Source organism: Citrobacter sp. ABFQG, from assembly GCF_004322975.1.
Lineage (GTDB): Bacteria > Pseudomonadota > Gammaproteobacteria > Enterobacterales > Enterobacteriaceae > Citrobacter > Citrobacter freundii.
In genome coordinates, this window is sequence record NZ_CP036435.1 from 1,937,678 (window position 1) to 1,963,507 (window position 25,830).

The 25,830-nt window shown below is 52.1% G+C and carries 25 protein-coding genes, 1 other RNA gene and 1 pseudogene; 15 read left to right on the forward strand and 12 right to left on the reverse strand.

Annotated elements, in window-relative coordinates:
- Positions 1-26: 26 nt before the first annotated feature.
- The 4 genes from WN16_RS09325 (at position 27) to amtB (ending at position 5,483) form a co-directional block, all read left to right on the forward strand.
- The gene (locus tag WN16_RS09325; protein ID WP_003835940.1) at positions 27-1,799 is read left to right on the forward strand and encodes a SmdA family multidrug ABC transporter permease/ATP-binding protein; all 1,773 of its coding nucleotides are present in this window, start codon (positions 27-29) and stop codon (positions 1,797-1,799) included.
- Entirely contained in the window at positions 1,792-3,570 is a 1,779-nt protein-coding gene (locus WN16_RS09330) for a SmdB family multidrug efflux ABC transporter permease/ATP-binding protein (protein ID WP_032936971.1), read from the forward strand. Before WN16_RS09325 ends, WN16_RS09330 begins: the two co-directional genes overlap by 8 nt.
- Positions 3,571-3,826: 256 nt before the next feature.
- On the forward strand, positions 3,827-4,165 hold the full coding sequence (gene glnK / locus WN16_RS09340) for a P-II family nitrogen regulator (protein WP_003021657.1): 339 nt from the start codon (positions 3,827-3,829) through the stop codon (positions 4,163-4,165).
- Between the two features lie 31 nt (positions 4,166-4,196).
- Positions 4,197-5,483 carry an ammonium transporter AmtB gene (gene amtB / locus WN16_RS09345; protein ID WP_003835936.1) on the forward strand — a complete coding sequence of 429 codons (1,287 nt, stop codon included), beginning with the start codon at positions 4,197-4,199 and terminating at the stop codon, positions 5,481-5,483.
- Positions 5,484-5,533: 50 nt separating this feature from the next.
- On the opposite strand, the gene tesB is transcribed toward amtB, so the two are convergent.
- Complete coding sequence (gene tesB / locus WN16_RS09350; RefSeq protein ID WP_003835934.1) at positions 5,534-6,394, reverse strand: acyl-CoA thioesterase II; 861 nt, start codon at positions 6,392-6,394, stop codon at positions 5,534-5,536.
- A gap of 212 nt (positions 6,395-6,606) precedes the next feature.
- Between tesB and WN16_RS09355 the strand changes: the two genes are divergently transcribed.
- Positions 6,607-7,176, forward strand: a complete 570-nt coding sequence (locus WN16_RS09355; protein WP_003021666.1) for a YbaY family lipoprotein — start codon at positions 6,607-6,609, stop codon at positions 7,174-7,176.
- Between the two features lie 31 nt (positions 7,177-7,207).
- On the opposite strand, the pseudogene WN16_RS09360 reads toward WN16_RS09355, so the two are convergent.
- A pseudogene (locus WN16_RS09360) lies at positions 7,208-7,531 on the reverse strand (MGMT family protein); the annotation flags it as partial.
- Positions 7,532-7,681: 150 nt separating this feature from the next.
- Here WN16_RS09360 and ffs point away from each other — a divergent pair.
- The 3 genes from ffs to WN16_RS09375 all read left to right on the forward strand — a co-directional run bounded on the left by ffs (position 7,682) and on the right by WN16_RS09375 (position 8,444).
- Positions 7,682-7,778: signal recognition particle sRNA small type (gene ffs / locus WN16_RS09365), an RNA gene on the forward strand.
- Positions 7,779-7,977: 199 nt separating this feature from the next.
- Complete coding sequence (locus WN16_RS09370) at positions 7,978-8,229, forward strand: hypothetical protein (RefSeq protein WP_003021699.1); 252 nt, start codon at positions 7,978-7,980, stop codon at positions 8,227-8,229.
- The gene (locus WN16_RS09375; RefSeq protein WP_003021701.1) at positions 8,226-8,444 is read left to right on the forward strand and encodes a hypothetical protein; all 219 of its coding nucleotides are present in this window, start codon (positions 8,226-8,228) and stop codon (positions 8,442-8,444) included. The genes WN16_RS09370 and WN16_RS09375 overlap by 4 nt, the downstream gene beginning before the upstream one ends.
- A 59-nt stretch (positions 8,445-8,503) precedes the next feature.
- Here the strand turns inward: WN16_RS09375 and WN16_RS09380 are convergent, their stop codons facing one another.
- Entirely contained in the window at positions 8,504-9,931 is a 1,428-nt protein-coding gene (locus WN16_RS09380; protein ID WP_044699368.1) for a PLP-dependent aminotransferase family protein, read from the reverse strand.
- An 87-nt stretch (positions 9,932-10,018) separates the two neighbouring features.
- On the opposite strand from WN16_RS09380, the gene WN16_RS09385 reads away from it, so the two are divergent.
- Both WN16_RS09385 and WN16_RS09390 read left to right on the forward strand, forming a co-directional pair.
- Positions 10,019-10,648 (forward strand): membrane protein, encoded by a 630-nt coding sequence (locus WN16_RS09385; RefSeq protein ID WP_003835929.1) that lies wholly within the window; start codon positions 10,019-10,021, stop codon positions 10,646-10,648.
- A 64-nt stretch (positions 10,649-10,712) separates the two neighbouring features.
- Complete coding sequence (locus WN16_RS09390) at positions 10,713-11,066, forward strand: DUF1428 family protein (protein ID WP_003831033.1); 354 nt, start codon at positions 10,713-10,715, stop codon at positions 11,064-11,066.
- Between the two features lie 51 nt (positions 11,067-11,117).
- On the opposite strand, the gene WN16_RS09395 is transcribed toward WN16_RS09390, so the two are convergent.
- Positions 11,118-12,671 carry an EAL domain-containing protein gene (locus tag WN16_RS09395; protein WP_044699371.1) on the reverse strand — a complete coding sequence of 518 codons (1,554 nt, stop codon included), beginning with the start codon at positions 12,669-12,671 and terminating at the stop codon, positions 11,118-11,120.
- Between the two features lie 188 nt (positions 12,672-12,859).
- Between WN16_RS09395 and WN16_RS09400 the strand changes: the two genes are divergently transcribed.
- Together WN16_RS09400 and ykgO are read left to right on the forward strand one after the other, a co-directional pair.
- Entirely contained in the window at positions 12,860-13,120 is a 261-nt protein-coding gene (locus WN16_RS09400; RefSeq protein WP_003021719.1) for a type B 50S ribosomal protein L31, read from the forward strand.
- 1 nt (position 13,121) lies between these two features.
- A complete protein-coding gene (gene ykgO / locus WN16_RS09405; RefSeq protein WP_005125190.1) occupies positions 13,122-13,262 on the forward strand; it encodes a type B 50S ribosomal protein L36 in 141 nt (46 codons plus the stop codon).
- Between the two features lie 78 nt (positions 13,263-13,340).
- Here the strand turns inward: ykgO and WN16_RS09410 are convergent, their stop codons facing one another.
- The 6 genes from WN16_RS09410 to acrA form a co-directional block, all read right to left on the reverse strand.
- Positions 13,341-13,811 carry a YlaC family protein gene (locus tag WN16_RS09410; protein ID WP_003021724.1) on the reverse strand — a complete coding sequence of 157 codons (471 nt, stop codon included), beginning with the start codon at positions 13,809-13,811 and terminating at the stop codon, positions 13,341-13,343.
- Positions 13,812-13,927: 116 nt separating this feature from the next.
- On the reverse strand, positions 13,928-14,479 hold the full coding sequence (gene maa, locus WN16_RS09415; protein ID WP_044699372.1) for a maltose O-acetyltransferase: 552 nt from the start codon (positions 14,477-14,479) through the stop codon (positions 13,928-13,930).
- A gap of 306 nt (positions 14,480-14,785) precedes the next feature.
- Positions 14,786-15,004: an HHA domain-containing protein gene (locus tag WN16_RS09420; protein ID WP_002892050.1), complete on the reverse strand. Its 219-nt coding sequence runs from the start codon at positions 15,002-15,004 to the stop codon at positions 14,786-14,788.
- 27 nt (positions 15,005-15,031) lie between these two features.
- The gene (gene tomB / locus WN16_RS09425) at positions 15,032-15,406 is read right to left on the reverse strand and encodes an Hha toxicity modulator TomB (RefSeq protein ID WP_003021733.1); all 375 of its coding nucleotides are present in this window, start codon (positions 15,404-15,406) and stop codon (positions 15,032-15,034) included.
- A gap of 487 nt (positions 15,407-15,893) precedes the next feature.
- A complete protein-coding gene (acrB, locus tag WN16_RS09430) occupies positions 15,894-19,043 on the reverse strand; it encodes an efflux RND transporter permease AcrB (protein ID WP_003021736.1) in 3,150 nt (1,049 codons plus the stop codon).
- Positions 19,044-19,065: 22 nt separating this feature from the next.
- The gene (gene acrA / locus WN16_RS09435) at positions 19,066-20,259 is read right to left on the reverse strand and encodes a multidrug efflux RND transporter periplasmic adaptor subunit AcrA (RefSeq protein WP_003835922.1); all 1,194 of its coding nucleotides are present in this window, start codon (positions 20,257-20,259) and stop codon (positions 19,066-19,068) included.
- Positions 20,260-20,400: 141 nt separating this feature from the next.
- Between acrA and acrR the strand changes: the two genes are divergently transcribed.
- Entirely contained in the window at positions 20,401-21,051 is a 651-nt protein-coding gene (gene acrR, locus WN16_RS09440; RefSeq protein ID WP_003021744.1) for a multidrug efflux transporter transcriptional repressor AcrR, read from the forward strand.
- A gap of 126 nt (positions 21,052-21,177) precedes the next feature.
- Positions 21,178-24,543 (forward strand): mechanosensitive channel MscK, encoded by a 3,366-nt coding sequence (mscK, locus tag WN16_RS09445; RefSeq protein WP_003835917.1) that lies wholly within the window; start codon positions 21,178-21,180, stop codon positions 24,541-24,543.
- A gap of 75 nt (positions 24,544-24,618) precedes the next feature.
- On the opposite strand, the gene rsmS is transcribed toward mscK, so the two are convergent.
- Both rsmS and priC read right to left on the reverse strand, forming a co-directional pair.
- Positions 24,619-24,780: a pleiotropic regulatory protein RsmS gene (gene rsmS, locus WN16_RS09450; RefSeq protein ID WP_003021750.1), complete on the reverse strand. Its 162-nt coding sequence runs from the start codon at positions 24,778-24,780 to the stop codon at positions 24,619-24,621.
- Between the two features lie 14 nt (positions 24,781-24,794).
- The gene (gene priC, locus WN16_RS09455) at positions 24,795-25,322 is read right to left on the reverse strand and encodes a primosomal replication protein N'' (protein ID WP_003021753.1); all 528 of its coding nucleotides are present in this window, start codon (positions 25,320-25,322) and stop codon (positions 24,795-24,797) included.
- A gap of 69 nt (positions 25,323-25,391) precedes the next feature.
- On the opposite strand from priC, the gene WN16_RS09460 reads away from it, so the two are divergent.
- Positions 25,392-25,769 (forward strand): DUF454 family protein, encoded by a 378-nt coding sequence (locus WN16_RS09460; protein WP_044699375.1) that lies wholly within the window; start codon positions 25,392-25,394, stop codon positions 25,767-25,769.
- Positions 25,770-25,830: the final 61 nt, after the last annotated feature.

Below are 25,830 nucleotides of genomic sequence, written 5' to 3' on the forward strand. Positions count from 1 at the left end.
CCGGAAATTTTGTCAGGACATAACGCGTGCGATTATTTGCTCAATTAAGCTGGTACTTCCGCCGGGAGTGGCGTCGCTACCTCGGGGCGGTGGCCCTGCTTATCATCATCGCTATCCTTCAGCTTATTCCGCCGAAAGTGGTGGGGATCATTGTGGATGGCGTAACGACACAACGCTTCACCACCGAGCGGCTGCTGATGTGGGTGGGAACCATTGCTCTGATCGCCGTGGTAGTTTATTTACTGCGCTATGTCTGGCGCGTGCTGCTGTTTGGCGCATCCTACCAACTGGCAGTTGAGCTGCGGGAAGATTATTACCGTCAGTTGAGTCGTCAGCATCCAGAGTTTTATCTGCGTCACCGCACGGGCGATCTGATGGCGCGTGCAACTAACGATGTTGACCGCGTGGTATTCGCCGCCGGGGAAGGCGTACTGACGCTTGTAGATTCGCTGGTCATGGGATGTGCGGTGCTGATCGTGATGTCAACGCAGATAAGCTGGCAACTAACGTTGATTGCGCTGCTGCCGATGCCGGTGATGGCGATAATGATCAAACGTTACGGTGATCGACTCCATAACCGCTTTAAGCTGGCGCAGGCGGCGTTTTCCAGCCTCAACGATCGTACTCAGGAAAGCCTGACCAGTATTCGTATGATCAAGGCCTTTGGTCTGGAGGATCGGCAGTCGGCATTATTTGCCGCTGATGCTGAAGATACAGGTAAGAAAAACCTGCGCGTGGCGCGCATTGACGCTCGCTTTGATCCCACGATTTATATCGCCATTGGGATGGCTAACCTGCTGGCGATTGCCGGGGGAAGCTGGATGGTGGTGCACGGTTCGCTGACGCTCGGCCAGCTCACCAGCTTTATGATGTATCTCGGTCTGATGATTTGGCCGATGCTGGCGCTGGCATGGATGTTTAACATCGTCGAGCGTGGCAGCGCCGCGTATAGCCGAATTCGCGCCATGCTGGCAGAAGCGCCGGTAGTGGATGACGGTACTGAACTGGTGCCGGAAGGACGCGGCGAGCTGGCGGTGGCGATTCGCGAATTTTGTTACCCACAAACCACCCACCCGGCGCTGGAAAATGTGAATTTTCGGCTTAAACCAGGGCAGATGCTGGGCATCTGTGGCCCAACCGGCGCGGGGAAAAGTACGGTGCTGTCGCTGATCCAACGTCATTTTGATATCACCGAGGGCGATGTGCGCTTTCATGATATCCCGTTAACGCGCTTGCAGCTGGATAGCTGGCGTAGCCGTCTGGCAGTGGTCAGCCAGACACCTTTCTTGTTCTCGGATACGGTCGGCAATAACATCGCCTTAGGACGCCCGCAGGCCACCCAGGCAGAGATCGAGCATGTGGCGCGCCTTGCCAGCGTTCATGAAGATATTCTACGTCTTCCTCAGGGCTATGACACCGAAGTGGGCGAACGTGGGGTGATGCTGTCTGGTGGACAAAAACAGCGTATTTCTATCGCCCGAGCGCTACTGCTGAATGCTGAAATCCTGATTCTGGATGATGCGTTATCGGCGGTAGATGGTCGTACCGAGCATCAGATCCTGCATAACCTGCGTCAGTGGGGCGAAGGCAGAACCGTGATTATCAGCGCCCACCGTTTATCGGCTCTGACGGAAGCCAACGAGATTATCGTGATGCAGCATGGGCATATTGCCCAGCGCGGTGAGCATGAATCTTTAGTGCAACAGCCCGGCTGGTATCGCGATATGTACCGCTATCAGCAACTGGAAGCGGCACTGTCTGATGCGCCAGAAATAAACGAGGAGGCGGCTAATGCGTAGTTTTGGGCAACTATGGCCGACCCTGAAAAGATTGCTGGCGTATGGTTCACCATGGCGAAAACAGTTGGTGATTGCGGTAGTTATGCTGTGGGTGGCGGCTGCGGCGGAAGTCAGCGGTCCGCTGTTGATTAGCTATTTTATCGATAACATGGTGGCGAAGAACAATCTGCCGTTGGCGATGGTTGTCGGGCTGGTTGCGGCCTATGTCGGTCTGCAACTGCTGGCGGCAGGCCTGCATTACGCGCAGTCGTTGTTGTTTAACCAGGCGGCGGTTGGCGTCGTACAACAGTTACGCACTGACGTAATGGACGCTGCGCTGCGCCAGCCGCTCAGCGCCTTTGATACTCAGCCCGTCGGGCAGCTTATCTCACGTGTGACCAATGACACCGAAGTTATTCGCGACCTGTACGTGACGGTGGTCGCAACGGTTCTGCGCAGCGCGGCCTTAATCGGTGCCATGCTGGTGGCGATGTTCAGCCTCGAGTGGCGTATGGCGCTGGTGGCGATGGCCATTTTCCCGGCGGTGATGGTGGTGATGGTGATTTATCAACGCTACAGCACCCCGATTGTGCGTCGGGTGCGCGCTTATCTGGCGGATATTAACGATGGCTTTAACGAAGTCATCAACGGCATGAGCGTTATCCAGCAGTTCCGCCAGCAGGCGCGATTTGGCGAGAGAATGGGGGAGGCCAGCCGCTCGCACTATATGGCGCGTATGCAAACCCTGCGACTGGATGGCTTTTTGCTGCGCCCGCTGCTGAGCCTTTTCTCGGCGCTGATCCTCTGCGGTTTGCTGATGTTGTTCAGCTTTACCTCTGGCAGCTCCATTGAGGTTGGCGTGCTGTACGCGTTTATCAGCTACCTCGGCCGTTTGAACGAACCGCTGATCGAGCTGACCACCCAGCAATCCATGCTGCAGCAGGCGGTTGTCGCCGGTGAGCGAGTGTTCGAACTGATGGACGGGCCTCGTCAGCGCTATGGTGAAGACGATCGCCCGCTCAAAAGCGGAGACATTGAGGTGGATAACGTTTCATTTGCCTATCGTGACGACAATCTGGTGCTGCAAAATATCAGTCTGTCCGTGCCTTCGCGCAGCTTTGTAGCCTTGGTCGGACACACCGGTAGCGGCAAAAGTACGCTGGCCAGTCTGCTGATGGGTTACTACCCGTTGACGCAGGGCGAAATCCGCCTTGACGGACGTCCGCTGTCTTCTCTGAGCCACAGTGCGTTACGTCAGGGCATCGCGATGGTGCAGCAGGATCCGGTGGTGATGGCGGATACCTTCCTGGCAAACGTCACGCTGGGTCGTGATATCTCAGAAGAGCGGGTATGGCAGGCTCTGGAGACTGTGCAACTGGCAGCACTGGCGCGGGGGCTGAGCGAGGGGATCCATACCCGGCTGGGCGAGCAGGGCAATAATCTCTCCGTTGGGCAGAAACAGCTGCTGGCGCTGGCGCGGGTATTGGTGGAAACGCCGCAGGTACTGATCCTCGATGAAGCCACTGCCAGTATTGATTCCGGTACTGAACAGGCCATTCAGCACGCGCTGGCGGCGGTACGTGAACACACCACGTTGGTAGTGATTGCACATCGGTTATCGACGATTGTCGATGCGGATACCATTCTGGTGCTGCATCGCGGGCAGGCGGTTGAGCGTGGTACGCACCAGCAACTACTGGCGGCGCAAGGCCGTTACTGGCAGATGTATCAGCTGCAACTGGCGGGTGAAGAGCTGGCGGCCAGCGCACATGAGGATTCGGTTATCGCCTGATGGCGCTGCGCTTATCACGCCTACGGTCAACGCGGTTTTGTAGGCCGGATAAGGCGTTTACGCCGCCATCCGGCAATCAACAATCTGGTGCAAAAATGTAACGCACTATGCACCGTCATAGTGCGTTTTTTCTTTTTCTCCCCCAGCAATACCCTGCAAGCCTGAATTATTCCGCGTTTTTCATTCCTGGCACACCCCTTGCAATATTCCTCTCGTGTATCTGCAGCCACTACTGAATTCTGACTGGAGGGGATCTATGAAGCTGGTTACCGTGGTAATCAAACCGTTCAAACTGGAAGACGTCCGTGAAGCACTGTCGTCTATTGGTATTCAGGGGCTGACCGTCACCGAAGTGAAGGGCTTTGGCCGACAGAAAGGTCATGCTGAGCTGTACCGTGGGGCTGAATATAGCGTCAATTTTCTGCCAAAGGTGAAGATTGATGTGGCGATTGCCGACGACCAACTGGATGGCGTGATTGATGTCATCAGTAAAGCGGCATACACCGGAAAAATTGGCGACGGCAAAATCTTCGTCGCCGAGCTGCAACGTGTGATTCGTATTCGTACCGGCGAAGCCGACGAAGCCGCACTGTAACTTCTGGCACACAGTGATAGGAAACCAAAAAATGAAGATAGCAACGATGAAAACAGGTATTGCTTCACTGGCGCTACTGCCGGGACTGGCAATGGCGGCACCGGCGGTTGCGGATAAAGCAGATAACGCTTTTATGATGATCTGTACCGCGCTGGTGCTGTTTATGACTATCCCTGGCATTGCGTTGTTCTACGGCGGTTTGATTCGCGGTAAGAACGTGCTGTCGATGCTGACTCAGGTGACGGTGACATTCGCTCTGGTTTGTATTCTATGGGTGGTTTATGGCTACTCACTGGCCTTTGGCGAAGGGAATAATTTCTTCGGCAACTTCAACTGGGTATTGCTGAAGAACATCGCGCTGACGGCGGTCACGGGGAGCTTCTACCAGTACATTCACGTTGCTTTTCAGGGTTCTTTCGCCTGCATCACCGTTGGGCTGATTGTTGGGGCGCTGGCTGAACGTATTCGCTTCTCTGCGGTGCTGATTTTTGTAGTGGTATGGTTAACGTTGTCGTACATCCCCATTGCCCATATGGTCTGGGGCGGCGGCTTGCTGGCTTCCCACGGTGCGTTGGATTTTGCCGGCGGAACAGTCGTGCATATCAACGCGGCGATTGCCGGTCTGGTTGGTGCGTATCTGATTGGCAAACGCGTCGGTTTTGGCAAAGAAGCCTTTAAACCGCATAACCTGCCGATGGTCTTCACCGGTACCGCTATTCTCTATATTGGTTGGTTTGGCTTTAACGCCGGTTCAGCGGGAACGGCGAATGAGATTGCCGCACTGGCCTTCGTCAATACCGTGGTCGCCACCGCCGCAGCCATCCTCGGATGGATCTTCGGTGAATGGGCGCTGCGTGGCAAACCGTCTCTGCTGGGCGCGTGTTCTGGCGCTATTGCGGGTCTGGTGGGGGTAACACCGGCATGTGGCTATATTGGTGTCGGCGGCGCGTTGATTATTGGTGTCGTTGCGGGACTGGCTGGCCTGTGGGGTGTGACCATCCTGAAGCGTATTCTGCGCGTGGACGATCCGTGTGATGTGTTTGGCGTGCACGGCGTGTGCGGCATTGTCGGCTGCATCCTGACCGGGGTGTTCGCTGCCAGCTCTCTGGGCGGCGTGGGCTTTGCCGAGGGCGTGACCATGGGGCATCAGCTGCTGGTGCAACTGGAAAGCGTGGCGATTACCATCGTCTGGTCCGGTGTGGTGGCTTTCATTGGCTATAAGCTGGCGGATATGACGGTGGGTCTGCGTGTACCGGAAGAGCAGGAACGCGAAGGTCTGGATGTGAACAGCCACGGCGAGAACGCTTACAACGCTTGATGTTTCAATCTGCCGGATGGCAACGCTTTTGCGCCGCCATCCGGTAATTCTCAATTACGATTACGCATTACCCCTTCCTGCACGGTAGAGGCGACCAGCACGCCGTCCTGCGTATAAAACTCCCCGCGTACAAAACCCCGGGCACCGGAGGCCGAAGTACTCTCGACGTTATACAACAACCACTCATTGATATTGAACGGACGATGGAACCACATGGAGTGGTCAATGGTGGCGATCTGAATCCCTTTTTCCAGGAAACCAATTCCGTACGGCTGCAGCGCAACAGGCAGGAAGTTCAGGTCTGAAGCATAACCCAGCAGATATTGATGGACGCGCAGATCGTCCTGCAGCTCGCCGTTTGCGCGGATCCAAACCTGGCGCGCCGGAGGTGCGACGTGACCTTTTAAGGGGTTATGAAATTCAACCGGACGCACTTCCAATGGACGATCGTTGATAAATTTTTCTTTCAACAGCGGCGGCAGCAAATGCGCCACTGAGCGGGCAATTTCTGTTTCTGATTTAAGCTCATCGGGACTCGGCGCATCCGGCATGGTTTTCTGATGTTCAAATCCGTCTTCCGGCGCCTGGAAAGAGGCTGTCATGTAAAAAATAGGTTTACCATTCTGGATTGCGGCAACGCGGCGCGCGCTGAAGCTGTTACCATCACGCAGGACTTCTACATCATAGATGATGGGCTTTTGGCTATCGCCGGGGCGTAAAAAGTAGCTGTGAAAGGAGTGGACCAGACGCTCTTCTGGTACGGTTTCCTTTGCGGCATATAGCGCCTGACCGACAACCTGTCCCCCAAAAACCTGACGTAACCCTAAGTCTTCACTTTGGCCCCGAAAGAGTCCTTCTTCAATTTTTTCCAGATTTAACAATGTCAGCAAATTTTTCAGCGCCAGACTCATACGTGCTCTCCAGGTTATATCGTTCTCGCAGCGAGGTAGGCAGAGTATAACGCAATTTTGAAAGTGGTCCGATGGGTGCAATTGTCTGAATTAAAGGCCTATTACAGGCAAAAACAGCTATCTTGTGCCACACTTAGTCACGTTATGTTTTTGTTAACCACTCTTCTGGCGAGGAAAGTTCTCGCTGGTGCATAGATGAAAAGGAGAATTTAATGAAACTCGTGCACATGGTAAGTGGTTTAGCGGTTGCGGTCGCTCTGGCAGCCTGCGCCGATAAAAGCGCGGATATTCAGACACCTGCGCCAAGCCCTAATACGTCAATTGCTGACACACAGTCTAAAATTCAGCAGCCTAATGTCTCCGGTACAGTATGGATCCGCCAGAAAGTGGCCTTGCCACCTGATGCGGTGCTGACCGTAACGCTGTCAGATGCTTCACTGGCCGATGCACCGTCAAAAGTGCTGTCGCAAAAAGCGGTCCGTACTGAGGGTAAACAGGCGCCATTCAGCTTCGTATTACCGTTTAACCCGGCTGATATTCAACCTAACGCCCGTATTCTGCTAAGTGCGGCAATTACGGTTAATGACAAACTGGTCTTCATTACTGATACCGTGCAGACGGTCATCAATCAGGGGGGGACAAAAGCTGACCTGACGCTGGTCCCTGTACAGCAAACGGCAGTACCGGTTCAGGCGAGCGGTGGGGCTGCCACCACGGTGCCGTCAACGTCACCAACCCAGGTGAATCCGTCTTCTGCCGTCCCTGCTCCCACACAGTACTAAGGCAGTCGTAACCCTCTCCGCCCAGAGAGGGTTAGTACACCCAGCGATAGCGCTGTAAATCGATCTGTCCGCTTCCTGAAACCACTACTCCTTCAGCCAGCAACGCCTGGCGCTGCCGTTGCAGGTCGGGGCCTGTCAGCGAAATGGCACCATGACGATTAACCACCCGATGCCAGGGCAAAGTGCTGCCTTCGGGGAGACGCTTAAGCACGCCGCCTACCTGGCGCGCAGCACGCGGCGAACCGGCAAGCCTGGCAACATCGCCATAGGTGGTGACGAAACCTTCGGGGATTGACGCGACGATTTGCCAGACGCGTTGGGGGAAAGTGTCTTGTATATCCATCATTTATTCCTGCGCTAATCCTCCAGCATAATGCTGAACGGCGAAGGAGTGAAGCCGCATTGCACAAGAAAACAGCATCCGATGCTGGATGGGTTGCAATTACAGGGTGCAGCAGTGATAATGCGCCTGCGCGTTGGTTAACAACGCTCTCAATGGGGGCTCTGTTGGTTCTCCCGCAACACTACTCTGTTTACCAGGTCAGGTCCGGAAGGAAGCAGCCAAGGCAGATGACGTGTGTGCCGGGATGTAGCTGGCAGGGCCCCCACCCAATTCTGCCGTCCGGCAATTTTCCTTCTGCTTATCTTCTTTTCTTTGTCATCGTATTGTCATTTTAATGTCATCAAATGCTGTCAATGTGTTTCGGGGATGTTATTTGATGCTTTTGCCGCCGCCATCGCACTGTAACGACAGGGGTCTTACATTCGGTGTGTTTTGGCTGACCACAAGGATTTTCTACGATGTCGACCGCTGTATTGAATGTCAAAATTGATGAGGCGCTAAAAGAAAAGCTTCGCCATTACGCTGAAGTGCATAGTGAAAATTTAAGTATCGCGACGGAAAAACTACTGCTGATCGCGTTTTCCGCCGTTGAAGAGGCGGGAGTCTCCGCTGAGGATATCGATAGCCAGCATACGGAAGAATCCGTGGTTGAAGCACTGACTCCTAAAGAAATCAAAGCATTGCGAAGACTACTGAAGAAGAAAAAATGAAACAACAACCGCTCTCAACCGCCTGTAATTATGGTGAAGCCTGTGAAATGCTGCGTTCCGGTTATGTGAAACATGTTCGTCTGAGCTGGAATGTCGGCAGCGATGAGTTCTTCCGTATTGCCTCCGACTGGTGTGATGCCGGGGCAAAAATTAAGAAAGACGGTGAGAATTTCGTGATTTCTCTGAAGGGGTTTCCGGTTCCTCCTCAGCGTTAATATTGCCGGGACATCCTCGTCCATCACGGCATTCAAGGACGAGTCCTTTGACTCGTCGTTTAGATTATTTTACGTATTTTCCCGCTGCTGGCCTGCAAACGCAGGTTATCCCAAATGGGTTGCAACACCCGGAAGGCGGCACGCGTTGTGTCATCCGGTAATGTGAAGGGCATACGCAAAAAGCGGTCAAATGCACCATCAAGACCGAAACGCGTACCGGTTCCCAACTGAATGCCTGCGATTTCGGCGCGCGTAGCTAATAGCGTTGCCAGCGTATCGGGCAGTTCAACCCAAAAAGAGAGTCCTCCCTGTGGCTGGGTAAACTGCCACTCCGGGAAATGTGCATTCATCAGGTCCGAGCACAGATCTCGCTGCGATGTGAGTAGCCGTCTTCTGTCAGGAAGAAAGTCGGCGGCATTATCCAGCAGCCAACTGGTGGCGAGTTGTTCAAGCACCGGGGAGCCTAAATCGAAGGTGTCGCGAGTTTGTACCAGCGCCGCGATGGTTCGCGCCGACGCCCGAATCCAGCCCAGACGCAATCCTCCCCAAAAGCTTTTCCCGGCAGATCCCAGCAGGATGATCGGTGCATTGCGGTTGAATGCGGCAAGCGGCGGTGGTGGCGGGGCGTCATACCACAGGTTCACCATGGTCTCATCAATCACCAATGTGGTGCGGGTCCTTTCAGCAATATCTGCCACGACCTGGCGAGTTGCAGCGTCCATGCAACGCCCGGTCGGATTGTGAAAGTCCGGCATCAGATAGGCCATTCTCGGTGCGGTTTGCGCGATGGTGGCGACCAGACCTGCCGTATCCCAACCGTGTTCGGGCAGCGACACACCGACGGGACGACATGATGCACCTTGAATCGCGGCAATCGCCAGCGGATACGTGGGATGATCGACCACCACGCGATCGCCAGGGCCGGTGAGTAAACGCAGGATCAGTGCCAGGCCACTGACCGCGCCGTTCACGACCATAATCTCATCGGGCTGCGTCGGGAGTCCGCGTTCGCAATAATGCCGGGCGATGGATTCACGCAAAACCGCCAGTCCCTGTGGTAGATACCCGGAACTCAGCAAATGCTGCGGCATCGCAAACAGCGCTTGTTGGTAAGCATGGTGAATTTCGGGACCGGCACTCAGCGCCGCCGTGGACAAATCCAGCGCTGTACCGGTACTGGTTCGTGTAGGCACATGACGAATGTGTTCCGGCAGGATCACCCGTGAGCCGCTCCCATGACGGCTTTCCAGATATCCCTCTTCACGCAGTTGCGCCATGGCGCTGGCGACGGTGGTTCGGCTCACTTGCAGAACGGCAGCGAGCTCGCGTTCGCCGGGTAAGCGACTATCCAGCGCCAGTCGACCATCAAGGATCAGCAGACGTAACGCTTCTGCCAGTTGTCGCCAGATGGGCGTTCGTGAGGGGTTTTCCTGCCAGTGTCCGAGCAGGCGCTGCAAAGACTGGCTTCCGTAACGGCGTGATGACATAGCAGTCCACTTTTTGAAAACTGGACATTAATCATAGTGCCAATTGCGGTGATGATGAAAGTTATCTGAGAGTGAGAGGGGAAAAGCATGCTGCGTCGTTTACTTCAGCTGTTTATCGGGCTGACGCTGTACGGTGTGTCGACGGCGATGTTTGTCCGTGCCGATTTAGGGGCCGATCCGTGGAACGTGTTTCACCTGGGCGTGGCCAATTTATTGTCGATGAATATCGGCGTGGTGATTATTGCCGTGGGTGTGTTGGTACTGCTGGCGTGGATACCGCTGCGCCAGCGTCCAGGGTTTGGCACGTTGAGCAACGTGATTATGATCGGGCTGGCGGCAGATGCCGCGCTGCTGGTGATTCCGGGATTTGAATCCCTGCTGGCGCGCAGCGGGCTGTTGGTGTCAGCGGTGATCTTGAATGCGTTAGCAACCAGCCTGTACATTGGTGCCGGTTTTGGCGCCGGTCCGCGTGATGGTCTGATGACCGGTATCCACGCACGTACCGGCTGGCCAGTACGACGAATTCGAACCGCAATTGAAGTGTCGGTGCTGCTTATCGGTTGGTTGCTGGGAGGAACCGTGGGGGTTGGTACGGTGCTGTATGCCTTGGCTATCGGACCGCTCATTCAGCTTTGCTTGCCGTGGTTTCGCCATCAGCCGCAGGCACGTATTCGCATCAAGAATACGCCTGGGGCGCGATCGCCTGCTGGCGACTAAACTTAACCTCGACTGACGCGGCCGGAATCGGCTTGCCGCGCAGTACACTTCGGAGGTTTTTCTCATGAAGTATGTTGATGGCTTTGTGGTTGCCGTACCCGCTGAAAACAAGGAGGCGTACATTGCGATGGCGGCAAAAGCAGCTCCGCTTTTCAAGGAGTTCGGTGCATTGCGCGTGGTGGAGTGCTGGGCAGATGATGTCCCCGACGGCAAATTGACCGATTTTCGCATGGCTGTGAAAGCGCAGGATCATGAAGAAGTGGTATTCAGCTGGATTGAATACCCTTCCAAAGAGGTCCGCGACGCGGCGAATCAGAAGATGATGTCCGATCCCCGTATGAAGGAATTCGGTGAATCTATGCCATTTGATGGCAAGCGAATGATCTACGGTGGATTTGCGCCCATTATGGAAGAGTGATGTGACTGGCTGTGCGGCGTGCCGCCAGCCATCTCAACATCAACAGCCATATTAAAGCCGTTTTTCTGCCCACAGTATAAATTCCGTTTTCGGCAGCGCCTTGCTGTAAAGCCAGCCCTGACCGTACTGCACTCCGTGCTTGCGTAGCCAGGTTTCCTGATTCTCGGTTTCGATACCTTCCGCCACCATCTCAAGTTTCAACGCTTTTGCTATCTCGATGATATGTGGCGTGACGTTGTTGTACTCCAGTGCATCGACGAACGATTTGTCTATCTTCAGAATGTCTACATCCAGATCCTGCAAATAACTCAGGCTGGAATAGCCGGTACCAAAGTCATCAATATAGATTGAATGACCCGCCTGACGGTATTTGGCAATAAACGGCGCGCTGTTTTTTGGGTCAGCAAATTCGCGTTCAGTTAGCTCCAGCGCGATTTGCGCAGGCTTAAGTTGCCAGTGGTTCACCTTCTTGCTTAACAGGGCAGGAAGCGTTTCGGAGGACAGATCGGCTGACTCAAGGTTGATGGATATATGCTGCTCAGGATGCTGACGCAGCCATTTGCCTAAATCTTCAAATACGCTTTCAATAATCAACCGAGTGAGGGACTCTGTCAGCCCGGTTTCATGCGCCAGCGCGACGAAAATTTCAGGTGACAGATAACTCCCATCGGCCTGCTGCCAGCGAGCCAGCGCCTCCGCCCCAACCACTTTCCCCGTTTTGAGCGAGATAATTGGTTGATAGTGGACTTTGATGTCCCGATGCTGGATAGCGTCCTGCAACTGATGATGGGGCGACTGTAAGCGGCGCAAAATACGCAAAACAAAGGCGGCGGTGAGCAAGCCGATAAGAATGCCTGCCGGGAGCCAGATCAGAGCCTGCCGGTGCCAGGTTTTTTGCAATGGCAGGGTGGACGCCCAGGTTACGATCGTGATGCCCAACTCAGGAAAGGGGCGGGCGTTATAAATGCTGCCATCTTTGTTAAAATGAGTAATAGATCGTTCTTGCTGTATATGCTGCAAAACGTCCGATGGCAGATCGGCGCTACTGGCAACCACGACGTTGCGCATGGTGCCAATAATAGTCACTTCAATCGGCCATGAGCCAAACGGGATGACGTCAATGAAAGAACCCGGATCGACCATCACAATATAATGTTCGCTCCCTAATGCTGCCATAAAGCGCTTGATGCCCAAATCATTTTGCGTGGTAAGCCATGCGCGATATCCATCAGGAGTGACTTTCATTGCGGGTGGAAATGCGTCTGCCTGGCTTCTTTTTTCCAGGGATGAGCATTGCGGAACGTTATCTTTGAGGTACAGCACTTCCTGAATATAGCGATAGCTATATGACAAACGACGCATTTCCAGCAGATGCTCATCACTACAAGGCACCCCCTGAAATGCTTCAATATGGCGTAATGCTTTTTTCGCCTGCTCGCCTACGCGTTCCGTACGTAATGCGACTCGTGTTGAGAACATGTCGAGTTCATCGATAAATTTCGTTTCGACCTGACGATGTGCCAGCCACAGGCTTAAACCTACAGGCGCGAGGATGGAAAGGAACAGTACCCCAGTCACCAGGCTTATCAGATGTCGTGTTGTCACAGTGATATCCTTATTTACACAGCGTAGGGAAAGTATATCTGAAACCCCGAAAAGCTATTCGATTGACATCATATATTTACGGCCACTTATCATCCCGTTTAACTCCCTGTAGCGTAAATCAGGTTGTGGTTTGTACAAGAGTGGTGTATTTTGTCGGTTATGTTATAACGTAACAAATCGAGGTTGCCATGAAACCGGATATTCATCCTTTTTACCGTACCGTGGTGTTTCACGATACCAGTGCCAATGAATTCTTTAAGGTCGGTTCGACCATTAAGACTGAGCGTGAAATTGAGTTTGAGGGGGAAATGTACCCGTACGTGACCCTCGATATCTCTTCTAAATCGCATCCGTATTATACCGGGAAACAAAAAACCTTTGATAATGAAGGTAGTGCAGCACGTTTCCAAAAACGTTTTGGTCATTTTATTGGCGTTAAGCGGGGTTAAAATGCAGGTACTCAATTCACTTCGCAGCGCAAAACAGCGCCATCCTGACTGCCAGATAGTAAAACGCAAAGGGCGTTTGTACGTTATCTGCAAAACGAATCCGCGCTTTAAAGCAGTACAGGGGCGTAAAAAGAGACGTTAGTTTCTTTGCCAGCATTTCAGGGATTAAAGTGCGTTGCCTGGGCAGGAACGCACTTTTTTTATCTGCGCTGAGATACCGTTACTGGGTGGTCTGGGCGCGGGTAAGCGTAAAGACATCGTAAAACGAGAGTTCGCCTTTGCGCGATATCATCTTTTGCAGCTGTGCTTTATGTTCGCTATCCACGGACGGTGAGTGCAGGATAGTATCGATGAGCGAGGAGGGGACAAAGCGCGTGTTGTACCATTCTCCGTTATAGCAAACTCTAAAATCCAGAACGTCGATATCTTCAAAGCGGTACCGTGGCGCAACGTCGAAAAAGAAAAAGCCGTTGAGTACAACGAACAGTACCACCAGCAGCCATACTGAATCGACTAACGTTTCTGACTGTAGCATCACCGCCAGCGTGGCAAACCAGGCAACATACATGCCGATAAACAGCCCTGGGTGTTTGCGAATAAAGCTGATGCTAAAGCGCGGTTTGTTGTCGCGCTTCTCGCGAATATTTAAGTCGTCGATTGTTTCAGTAAGCAGGCGCTGTATTTCTGTCATCTCTTGCCTTCGTGATATCTGCAAAATTCAGGAGGGATCGCCCTATTTTAAAAGGGGATACCCTTTGAAGAAAGTAACAGATTAACCGCAATTTAGCATAACAGTTACATTTAAGATCACAGCGTTTTGATGATCCTTGCGGGATTGCCCCCAACTACGGTGTTCGCTGGAACGCTTTTAGTGACTACTGCACCTGATGCCACAACCACGTTATCGCCCAGCGTGACGCCAGGATTGATCACTGCACGGCCACCTATCCAGACATTATTGCCGATAGTCACGGGCTTTCCGAACTCCAGGCCACTGTTGCGCTCGGTAGCATCCAGCGGATGGGTCGCGGTATAGATATGAACGCCAGGTGCCAGCATGCAGTTGTCGCCAATATGAATTGGACAGACGTCGAGCATAACGCAGTCGAAATTAGCGTAAAAGTCTTTACCAAGATAGATGTTATAACCGTAATCACACCGGAAAGAGGGTTCAATATAGGCACCCTCACTCTGACCTAACAGATCATGCAGGATTGCCTGACGCTCATTTTTTTCATCGGGAGCGGTGAGATTGTAACGATAGATCAATTGACGAGCGCGTAGTCGGTCACTGCGCAGTGTTTCATCTGCCGGGTGATAGTATTCGCCGGCGATCATTTTTTGCTTTTCATTACGCATTACGATTTCCCTGTGTACTGAAGGTTATTTCAGCACAGTAAAACGTAATGCAAGCAAGGGGAACGTTCCCGCTTCTTTGCTGTGATCATTGTCACGTGATTTGAATTAAATAACCATTGTATACCTTAAATAATTCGAGTTGCAGGAAGGCGGCGACGCAGCGAATCCCTGGGAGCGTACATTAGTACGTGACTAGGGTGAGCGAGGAAAGCCAACGCACATGCAACTTGAAGTATGACAGGTATAAATACGAAAACGGTCAGCCAGACAAATGTACCGCTATACCTGACTTAACCTTGAGTGCAATTAGCGAATGAATTTCCAAACAGAAGTTGGAATCTTGTCGTAAAGCTTATTCATGGTCAATTCAGCAAGGCGATGATCTGCTGCTGAGTAAAATACAGCCAGTTCGTTGTCGGACAATTCATATTTATTTTTTTCAATAACGCGCTCTAGCGTATCAATTGTCTGGCAACGTCGCAGGCGCATCAAATAATCTGTTTTAGTTAATGGTTTATCGGACATAACTCTTACCTATGATTGTAATAATTTTTAACAAGACAAACTAACAGGATTAGCCCTGGTGGCATTGACAAAACAGCGAAACAGTCGATTACCTGACTTCCGCCATTTCTGCAGATCCTGCGTATTAATACCATAACTGCTGAACAACATAAAAGTGTCATCCAGGTATTCATCTATCTGCGCGATCAGCTTATTGTCCTCATTGTACTTAATTTTATAATTAAGTGCGAAGGTTGCAATATGCTCTATCAGTTCATTGAGCTGCAAGCTGGTTGCAGAGGTAGGGTCATTAACCCAGCCATGGTTACTTTGTTCAAGGTTTGCAAGACAGTCATGATACAGAGTTTCGCAGAGAAATTTAAGCTGCGCGATATCATGTCTTTTGGGTGAGTATTCATCCATAACGCATCCCCTTCTTAGTGGCTTAAACTAACCGAACACCTTTCGGGATGGATACAACAACTACCTGGAACTTGCCCGCGACTCCTGATGATTTAACTATAATCTACTCTAAAAAAGATTTCATCGTCATATCACGAAAAATTACAATTATGTAAAATTATGATGCTACGTCATTTTTACATTTTAACAGATAAATGCCGCTATTCGAAATGGGACAATTTCTTTATTCTTCGGGCAATCATCGGGTTATCTTGTTTAGGTTTAGCAACGAAAGGCAACAACCGACAATGTGAACCAGTGGATAGGATTAATCTTAATATTTATTAAAGTAAATAAGAACTCTCGCTGTTTTTTAAGAATAGCCTTTAAGGCTGCAAGGATTATATCGCTTATTTACCCGATAGAAAATAAACGGAATGGCAATAAGTGATTTTTATGATTTTTTCAGAAAAAAGGCCGCTTGCGCGGCCTTATCTTTAGAGATGTATCAATGATGCTCTACTGAGTGGCTATGCTCAATATCTTCATTTTTGCGGCTAAAGCGGCGGCGTACCACCACAAAGAACACCGGAACAAAGAAGATCGCCAACACGGTTGCCGTCACCATCCCACCCATTACGCCAGTACCAACGGCGTTCTGCGCACCGGAACCTGCGCCGGAGCTGATGACCAGCGGCATTACGCCCAGAATAAAGGCCAGTGACGTCATCAGGATTGGACGTAAACGCATGCGTACTGCGTCCAGCGTCGCCTCTATCAGACCTTTACCCTCTTTATCCATCAAGTCTTTGGCGAATTCGACGATAAGTATCGCGTTCTTCGCCGACAACCCAATGGTTGTGAGCAGGCCTACCTGGAAGTAAACGTCGTTGGTCAGGCCGCGGAACGTTGCTGCCAGCAATGCACCGATAACACCCAGCGGTACAACCAGCATTACGGAGAACGGAATTGACCAGCTCTCGTACAACGCTGCCAGACACAAGAATACGACGATCAGTGAAATAGCATACAGGGCAGGAGCCTGGTTGCCGGACAGTCGTTCCTGGTAGGACATACCAGTCCAGTCATAACCGATACCGGATGGCAGTTTGCTGGCCAGTTGCTCCATCATCGCCATGGCTTCACCGGTACTTTTACCCGGAGCGGCCTGGCCTAAGATTTCCATGGAAGGCAAACCGTTATAGCGTTCCAGACGCGGCGAACCGTATTCCCAACGTGAGGTAGAGAAGGCGGAGAACGGTACCATCTGTCCATCGCTACCGCGGACATACCAGTTGCCAATATCTTCCGGCAACATACGGTATTTCGCTTCAGACATGACGTAAACTTTCTTCACACGACCACGGTCGATGAAGTCATTCACGTAGCTTCCGCCCCATGCTGCACCCAGCGTTGTATTAATATCACTAATGGAAACGCCCAGAGCCTGCGCTTTTTCCTGATCGATATCGATCTTGAACTGCGGCGTATCTTCCAGACCGTTAGGACGAACACCGACCAACAGATCAGGATGCTTCGCGACTTCACCAAACAGTTGGTTACGCGCCTGAGTCAGCTTCTCATGGCCCAGACCCGCCTGGTCAATCAACTGGAAGTCAAAACCGGTTGCGGTCCCTAACTCCACAATCGCTGGCAGGTTAAAGGCAAAGACCATTGCGTCTTTAATCTGCGAGAATGCGCCCATTGCACGCTGAGTAATCGCTTCAACCTTGTTCTCTTCGCCAGGACGTTCACTCCAGTCTTTCAGAGAAACGAACGCGATGCCGGTGTTCTGACCACGACCAGCAAAACCGAAACCGTTAACGGCAAACACCGATTCAACGTTCGCTTTTTCCTTGGTCAGGTAGTAATCCGTCATTTCGTCCAGTACCTTCTGGGTACGCTCTTGCGTCGCACCCGCAGGCAGCTGAGCCATAGACAGGAATACCCCCTGGTCTTCATCTGGCAGGAACGAACTTGGCAGACGAACGAACAGATAGGCCATGCCCACAACGATAATCAGATACAGCGCCAGATAACGACCGGTGCTGCGCAGAATACCGCCCACGCTATCGGTGTAATGATGCGTGCTCTTATCGAACATGCGGTTAAACCAGCCGAAGAAGCCTTTTTTGCCTTCTCCGTGATCGCCTTTAGCAATCGGTTTGAGCATGGTCGCACACAGGGCAGGGGTCAGAATCAATGCCACCAGTACAGACAGCGCCATCGCGGAAACAATGGTGATGGAGAACTGACGGTAAATTGCACCGGTCGACCCTCCGAAGAACGCCATTGGGATAAATACCGCTGACAACACCATCGCGATACCCACCAATGCGCCCTGAATCTGGCCCATCGATTTTCGCGTTGCTTCCTTCGGCGGTAGTCCTTCCTCAGCCATTACACGTTCAACGTTCTCGACCACCACGATGGCGTCATCCACCAGCAGGCCGATGGCGAGCACCATCCCGAACATCGTCAGGGTATTTATTGAGAAGCCGAAAATCGCCAGGACGGCAAACGTACCCAAGAGTACCACCGGCACGGCGATAGTCGGAATCAGCGTCGCGCGGAAGTTCTGCAGGAACAGATACATTACCAGGAACACGAGGATGATTGCTTCTGCCAGCGTTTTCACTACTTCGTGAATAGAAATTTTCACGAACGGCGTGGTGTCATACGGGTAAACGATCTTCAGACCTGACGGGAAGAACGGTTCCATCTTCTTCAGTTCTTCGCGGATAGCGTTTGCGGTGTCCAGGGCGTTAGCACCTGTTGCCAGCTTGATACCCAGACCGGATGCCGGTTTACCGTTGAACTTCGCAATGATGTCGTAGTTCTCACCGCCCAGTTCCACTTTCGCTACGTCACGCAGACGAACCTGGGAACCATCCTGATTCACTTTCAGCAGGATTTTGCCGAACTCATCAGCGGAGGTCAGACGGGTTTGCGCAATGATCGATGCGTTAAGTTGCTGACCTTTCACCGGCGGCGTACCACCTAACTGACCGGCTGCAACCTGGGCGTTCTGCGCTTTGATGGCGCTGATTACATCAACCGGTGTCAGCTGGAAGTTGTTCAGTTTGTTCGGATCCATCCAGATACGCATCGCGTACTGAGAACCAAACAGCTGAACGTCGCCCACGCCTGAAGTACGGCTAATGGCATCCTTCATGTTGGCGCCAACGTAGTCGGAAATATCCTCCTGCGTCATGGTGCCGTTGGTGTTGATAACACCGACAACCATCAGGAAGCTGCTGGATGACTTCTCAACGCTAACCCCTTGCTGCTGTACTTCCTGAGGCAGCAACGGCATGGCCAGCTGCAGTTTGTTCTGCACCTGTACCTGTGCGATATCCGCATCAGTACCAGACTGGAAGGTCAGGGTGATCTGCACGGTACCCGTGGAGTCACTGTTTGAGGACATGTACATCAGGTTATCGATACCGTTCATATTCTGTTCGATAACCTGCGTAACAGTATCCTGTACTGTTTTGGCATCAGCGCCAGGATAGGTCGCGGAGATCGTCACTGCTGGCGGTGCAATAGTCGGATATTGCGCTACCGGCAATTTGAGGATCGCGAGCCCCCCTGCCAACATGATGATAATGGCGATCACCCACGCAAATATTGGGCGATCGATAAAGAAATTAGGCATGTCTTAACGGCTCCTGTTTAAGTTAAGACTTGGACTGTTCAGGCTGGCTACCGCTTTGGCCTTGCTGGTTGTTATCAGCGGTGATTTCCTGCGCTTTTACCTGCGCGCCAGGACGTACTTTCTGCAGCCCAGTAACAATCACGCGGTCGCCCGGCTTAAGTCCATCAGTGACTAACCATTTGTCGCCAATCGCTTGTGCGGCGACAATTTGACGAGTTTCAACTTTGTTGTCTGCACCGATAACCAATGCACTGGCATCGCCACGCGGTGTGCGGGTAACGCCTTGCTGTGGAACCAGTAATGCAGTTGGGTTAATCCCTTCTTCCAGACGTGCGCGGACGAACATACCCGGCAGTAAGGTATGATCCGGGTTCGGGAAAATTGCGCGTAACGTAATCGACCCAGTGGTTTGATCTACCGTCACATCAGAAAATTCCAGCGTACCGGACTGCGGGTATTTAATGCCGTCATTGGTCACCAGTTCGACTTTCGCTTTACCGTTCTCTTGCTTCAGCGTGCCGTTGGCCAGCTCTTGTTTCAGGCGCAGGAAGTCGTTGCTTGACTGCGTCACGTCTACATAGATGGGATCCAACTGCTGAACGGTCGCCAGTGCGGTCGCCTGACCGTTTTGCACCAGAGCGCCTTCCGTAACGGATGATTTACCAATGCGACCGCTGATCGGTGACGTCACTTTGGTGTAAGCCAGATTGATGCGTGCAGTTTCTACCGCAGCTTTCGCGGCAACAACGGCGGCGTTTGCCTGCTGTGCGTCAGCCAACGCGCTATCGTAGTCCTGTTGGCTGATGTATTTAGTACCCAACAGTTTCTGATAACGTTTCACCGTCAGTTGAGCAATGTTTGCTGCGGCTTGTGCTTTAGCCAGATCGCCTTTTGCACTTTCATAAGCGGCCTGGTAGGTAGCAGGATCAATCTGATAGAGAGATACACCCGCTTCGATGTCACCACCTTCCGTGAAATTACGTTTCAGGATAATCCCGCTAACCTGAGGACGAACTTCAGCAATACGAAACGCACTGGTGCGACCCGGAAGTTCGGTTGTGATCTGTAGAGGTTCAGTTTTGAGCGTAACAACTCCAACCTCTGGCATTTGCTGGCCCCCTTGTTGGGCCTGTTTGTCGTCACATCCTGTTAGCGCTAAGCTGCCTGAGAGCATCAGAACGACTGCCAGAGGCGTTAACCCTCTGTTTTTGTTCATATGTAAACCTCGAGTGTCCGATTTCAAATTGATCAATGGCTTAAAGCCCATAAACCCATTGCTGCGTTTATATTATCGTCGTGCTATGGTACATACATTCACAAATGTATGTAAATCTAACGCCTGTAAATTCACTGACCTATGGCACGAAAAACCAAACAACAAGCACAGGAAACACGACAACACATTCTTGATGTCGCTCTGCGTATGTTTTCGCAACAAGGGGTCTCATCCACCTCGCTGGCTGAGATCGCAAAAGCCGCTGGTGTGACGCGCGGTGCAATCTATTGGCATTTCAAAAACAAATCGGATTTATTCAGTGAAATCTGGGAGCTAGCAAAACCTAACATTGATGAGTTAGAGACTGAGTATCAGGCAAAATTCCCTGACGATCCACTATCAGTATTAAGAGAAATTTTAATTTACGTTCTTGAAACTACCGTGACAGAAGAACGCCGACGTTTATTGATGGAGATTATATTCCACAAATGCGAATTTGTCGGGGAAATAGCATCAGTTCAGTTAGTCGAACGTAGCCTGTGTCTGGAAAACTATGACCGTATAGAAAAAACGTTACGCCACTGTATGGATGTCAACATGTTGCCGGAAAACCTGAACACACGTCGTGTAGCGGTGTTAATGCGTAGCTATATTTCCGGGATCATGGAGAACTGGTTATTTGCTCCCGAATCGTTTGATCTGAAGAATGAGGCTCGCCAGTACGTGGCGGTGCTGCTGGAGATGTGTCTGCTTTGTCCAAGCTTGCGCCTGCAGGCAGGAGAGACAAGCTAGTTTGCCATTCTGCACCAGGAATTCTCCTGGTCGTTTTGCCTGCTGCTATTCTGCTGGTCACAGCCGTGATATTCTTGCCGCTTGACTATTTCCGGTCACTTTCCCGGTTCAGAAACATTCATTCTCATGACTATGTTGCAGCTCTATAAACGTTCACAGCATGTAATTGCTATTAGCATACTTTTCTTCATTCTATTGTTATCCTGCCAGTCATCTGCATTTGCGCGGGCGCAACAGAGTGGTGAACTGCCGACGAAAGCAGATATTCAGAGCCAACTGGACGCACTGAGTAAACAAAAAGATCTCTCCGCGCAGGATAAGCTGGTCCAACAGGATCTCATCGATACTATCGCCACGCTGGATAAAATCGATCGCGTGAAAGATGAGACCGTACAGCTTCGCCAGAAAGTGGCCCAGGCGCCGGAGAAAATGCGCCAGGCGACGGATGCGCTAAATTCGCTCAGCGATGTCGACAATGACGACGAAACGCGAAAAACGCTGAGCACGCTTTCCTTACGACAGCTTGAGTCACGCGTCGCGCAGGTGCTCGATGACCTGCAAAGCTCGCAAAACGATCTGGCCACGTATAACAGCCAGCTGGTGTCGCTCCAGACTCAGCCAGAGCGCGTACAAAATGCGATGTACACCGCGTCGCAGCAGATGCAGCAAATCCGCAACCGACTTGATGGCACTAATGTAGGCGAAGGTGCTTTACGCCCCAGCCAGCAGGTGCTGTTACAGGCGCAGCAGGCGCTGCTGAATGCGCAGATCGACCAACAGCGTAAGAGCCTTGAAGGTAATACGATTTTGCAAGATACCTTGCAAAAACAACGTGATTACGTGACGGCGAACAGTAACCGCCTTGAGCATCAGCTCCAGCTCCTGCAGGAAGCGGTGAACAGCAAGCGACTGACGTTAACCGAAAAAACGGCGCAGGAAGCAGTCACGCCGGATGAAGCCGAGCGTATTCAGTCCAATCCGTTAGTGAAGCAGGAGCTTGATGTTAACCATCAGCTCAGCCAGCGTCTGATTGCCGCGACCGAAAACGGCAACAGCCTGATGCAGCAAAATATCAAAGTCAAAAACTGGCTTGACCGCGCGCTGCAATCCGAACGCAACATTAAAGAACAGATCGCCGTTCTGAAAGGCAGTCTGCTGCTGTCGCGTATTCTGTATCAGCAACAACAAACGCTGCCGTCGGCGGATGAACTTGCCGATATGACCAACCGGATCGCCGACTTGCGTCTGGAGCAGTTCGAGGTCAACCAGCAGCGCGACGCGCTGTTCCAGAATGATGCGTTTGTCGCCAAACTGGAAGAAGGGCACAGCAACGAAGTTAACGGCGAAGTCCATGATGCCTTACTGCAGGTTGTGGATATGCGTCGTGAACTGTTGGATCAGCTCAATAAGCAACTGGGCAACCAGCTGATGATGGCGATTAATCTGCAAATTAACCAGCAGCAGTTAATGAGCGTGTCGAAAAACCTGAAAGGGATCCTCACGCAGCAGATTTTCTGGGTTAACAGTAACCGCCCGATGGACTGGGACTGGATCAAAGCTTTCCCGCAAACGCTTAAAGACCAGTTTAAGTCGATGAAAATCACGGTGAACTGGGAAAAAGCGTGGCCCGCAGTATTTATTGCGTTCCTGGCGGGATTGCCGCTGCTGCTCATTGCCGGGTTAATCCGCTGGCGTCTGAAATGGTTGAAAGAGTATCAGGCGAAATTAGCCGCTGCGGTGGGTAACCTGCGTAATGACAGTCAGCTCAACACGCCAAAAGCGATTCTGATCGATCTCATCAGAGCCTTGCCGGCGTGCCTGATTATCCTTGCGGTAGGTCTGATTCTGCTTACCATGCAGTTGAATATCAGCGACCTACTGTGGGCGTTCAGTAAGAAGATGACAGTCTTCTGGCTGGTGTTTGGTTTGTGCTGGAAGGTGCTGGAAAAAGATGGCGTGGCAATTCGTCATTTTGGTATGCCAGCAAAACAAACTAGCCATTGGCGCCGCCAAATCGTGCGTATTAGCCTGGCGCTGTTGCCGCTTAATTTTTGGTCGGTCATTGCTGAACTGTCACCGCTCAATCTGATGGACGATGTGCTGGGTCAGGTGGTGATTTTCCTCAACCTGCTGCTGATCGCCTTCCTGGTATGGCCAATGTGCCGCGAAAGCTGGCGTGATAAAGAGTCGCATGGTCTGCGTCTGGTGACGATTACCGTGCTGTCTATTATCCCGATAGCATTAATGGTGCTGACGGCGACCGGCTATTTCTACACCACGCTGCGTCTGGCGGGACGCTGGATTGAAACGGTTTATCTGGTCATTCTCTGGAACCTGCTGTACCAGACCGTGCTGCGTGGGTTGAGCGTCGCGGCACGTCGTATCGCCTGGCGTCGCGCGCTGGCGCGTCGTCAGAACCTGGTGAAAGAAGGAGCGGAAGGTGCAGAACCGCAGGAAGAACCGACCATCGCGCTTGAGCAGGTTAACCAGCAAACGCTGCGTATAACTATGCTGGTGATGGTTGCCCTGTTTGGTGTCTTGTTCTGGGCCATTTGGTCTGATTTGATCACCGTGTTCAGCTATCTCGACAGCATTACGCTCTGGCATTACAACGGTACCGAAGCGGGTGCGGCAGTGGTGAAAGACGTCACCATGGGTAGCCTGCTGTTTGCGATTATTGCCTCAATGGTCGCGTGGGCGCTGATCCGTAACTTACCCGGCCTGCTGGAAGTGTTGGTGCTCTCGCGACTGAAGATGCGTCAGGGCGCTTCGTATGCGATCACCACGATCCTTAACTACGCGATCATCGCCATCGGCGCGATGACGGTCTTCGGATCGCTCGGTGTTTCGTGGGATAAGCTACAGTGGCTGGCAGCAGCCCTGTCGGTTGGTCTTGGTTTTGGTTTGCAGGAAATCTTCGGTAACTTTGTTTCGGGTCTGATTATTCTGTTTGAACGCCCGGTCCGCATCGGCGATACCGTGACTATCGGTACGTTCTCAGGAACGGTCAGCAAGATCCGTATCCGTGCCACCACCATTACCGACTTCGATCGCAAAGAGGTGATCATCCCGAACAAAGCCTTTGTGACGGAGCGTTTGATCAACTGGTCGCTTTCCGATACCACCACGCGTCTGGTGATCCGCATCGGCGTGGCCTACGGTTCGGATCTGGACAAAGTGAAGAAAGTGCTGCTGCAGGCGGCGATGGAACACCCGAAAGTGATGCACGATCCGGAGCCTGCTGTGTTCTTTACCGCCTTCGGCGCCAGCACGCTGGATCATGAACTGCGTTTATACGTGCGTGAACTGCGCGATCGTAGTCACACGGTTGATGAACTGAACCGTGCGGTCGATCGTTTGTGCCGTGAAAACGACATTGATATCGCCTTTAACCAGCTTGAAGTGCACCTGCACAACGCGAAGGGCGACACCGTGACCGAGGTTAAGCGTGACATCATTAAAGGTGATGATCCGACGCCTTCGGTAGGTTAATAGAAAAACTCATCAGGCCTGCGAGCTTCGATTCATTCGTAGGCCTGGTAAGTGCAACGTTATCAGGCATTTCAGCTATAGCGCGTTTTTTGAAGAAGAGAGCTGTTTCTTTTCGTAATCCCGTTTAACAATCTCCAGCGCCTTCAGTACGGTTTCAGGTGCAACCTGATTTTCCTCAAGTAAAACAATCAAATCGACGGCCAGTTTGACCTCGTCCGGGGCGTTCTCTAATGACATAAATTCTCCGGGGATTAACGGGTTAAACGCGCCAACACGTTTTCTATTCTTGCCAGAGCATGACGGCAGCGCGCCAGTCGCGCCTCGAATGCTTCTACTTCACGATGCAGTTTTTGCTGTTCTGCAAAGCCGGTAGCCTGAGCCAGACGCTCTTTGCGTTCACGCGTCATTTCAACCAGACGGCGTTCAAACTCCTGATGTTGGACCCGCTTGCGCTGCCAGCGCGCCAGACCTGGAGATGCGCTGTCCCACTCGCGTAGCGACCAACTGGCAGTTTCACGTGAAATCGCCTCTAACTGTGAGGCAAGGTGTTCCGCAAGCCAGGTGATTTGTGGTAGTTGTTGCTGCTCAACGGCGCGACGTAGGGCAGTAAGATTATCGTCAGCTTCATCCAGGCAGGCCTGCAGCAATGTGCTGCGCGTGTGAAACAGATGCCTGTCAAAGCGGGCGCTAAGCGTTGTGTGGTGCGCCAGCGGAGCACAACGCTGTCGCAGGCGGTTAAGCTGGTTTTCGAGCGTCTGTAACAGCATGGCGGTTTTCACAACAACACTCCGATGAAAATGAGAACTGTTATGCTAAAGTAGCGATTCTCTGTGTTAAGTACTGATATTATGCAACGCATTATTCTAATCATCATTGGCTGGATAGCGGTAGTGCTAGGTACGCTGGGCGTAGTATTGCCTCTGTTACCGACGACGCCGTTTATACTGCTGGCCGCCTGGTGTTTTGCCCGCTCATCGCCGCGTTTTCACGACTGGTTGCTTTACCGTTCGTGGTTCGGCGGGTATCTGCGTCACTGGCAAAAACATCGCGCGATGCCGCCGGGAGCAAAACCGCGCGCTATTTTGTTGATCCTGGTGACGTTTGCTATTTCCCTCTGGCTGGTCAATATGATGTGGGTACGCGGCCTGCTGCTGGTTATTCTCGCCTGTTTACTGACTTTTATGTGGCGGATCCCGGTGATTGATGAAAAACAACAAAAGCAGTAAAGCGCAATAATCGCTGTTGCAATTGTCTCTCGCAGCCAGTAAATTCGACCGTTTTCGAGCA